The sequence below is a fragment of the Micromonospora reichwaldensis genome (assembly GCF_031845925.1).
Lineage (GTDB): Bacteria > Actinomycetota > Actinomycetes > Mycobacteriales > Micromonosporaceae > Micromonospora > Micromonospora reichwaldensis.
In genome coordinates this window covers 1-896 of the sequence record NZ_JAVRFL010000082.1, presented here as the reverse complement: position 1 = coordinate 896, position 896 = coordinate 1, and the positions used below count along the sequence as shown (strand labels likewise).

Sequence of the window (896 nt, the reverse complement as noted above, 5' to 3'; positions counted from 1 at the left end):
AGAGGCGGCTGCCGGGTGGTCCGTACGGGTCGGGCAGGAACCGCTCCGCCGTCTGCCCGGGCTTGTTCAGGTAGCCGCGGCTGACCACGTCGCCGGCGACGCAGACCTCGCCGGGCGCGCCGGGCGGGACGAGTTGCAGGTCGGCATCCAATAGGTGGATGCGGGCGCCGGCGATCGGGACGCCGAGGTCGGGCCGGTGGACCCCGTCGGGGCGGACTGGCCCGACGGTGACGGCGACGGTGGTCTCGGTCGGCCCGTAGATGTTGAACAGGGTGTACGGCACCTGCGCGGAGGGCCGGGTGGTGAGGGCGTCCCCGCCGGTGAAGATCGTCCGCAGGCGGCTGGTGGACGGGGTCGGCAACCGGAGGACGGCCTCCGCGATCGGGGTCGGCAGGAACGTCCTCGTGACGTCCTCCCGGACCAGCCAGTCGTGCAGCGCGGTGGGGTCGAGGCGGTCGGCGGGGTCGGCGATGTGCAGGGTGGCGCCGCTGACCAGCGCGGGCCAGATCTCCCAGATCGCGGCGTCGAAGCCGAGGCTGGCCACCTGGCCGTGGCGTTGGCCGGGCCCGCTGGGGTGCGCGTCCAGGTGCCAGTGGACCAGGTTGGTCAGCGCCCGGTGGGGGACCATGACGCCCTTGGGCGTGCCGGTGGACCCGGAGGTGTGGATGACGTACGCCACCTGCTCCGGGTGGATGTCGAGCGGGGGCGGCGCGGACGTGGCCGTGGCCGGTGCCGGGTGCGGGGCGAGGGTGACGACGCCGGGGGGTGTGTCGGTGTCGTGGGGGTCTTGGGTGATGAGGATGGTGGCGGCGGAGTGGGTGATGAGGTGGTGTCGGCGTGCGGGTGGGGCGGTGGGGTCGATGGGGAGGTAGGCGGCGCCGGCTTTGAGGACGGCG

At 74.1% G+C, this 896-nt stretch carries 1 protein-coding gene; it reads right to left on the bottom strand.

Features of this window, described 5'->3' with window-relative positions:
• On the bottom strand, positions 1-896 hold an 896-nt coding region (locus RM555_RS30805; protein WP_311414998.1), incomplete at both ends, for an AMP-binding protein.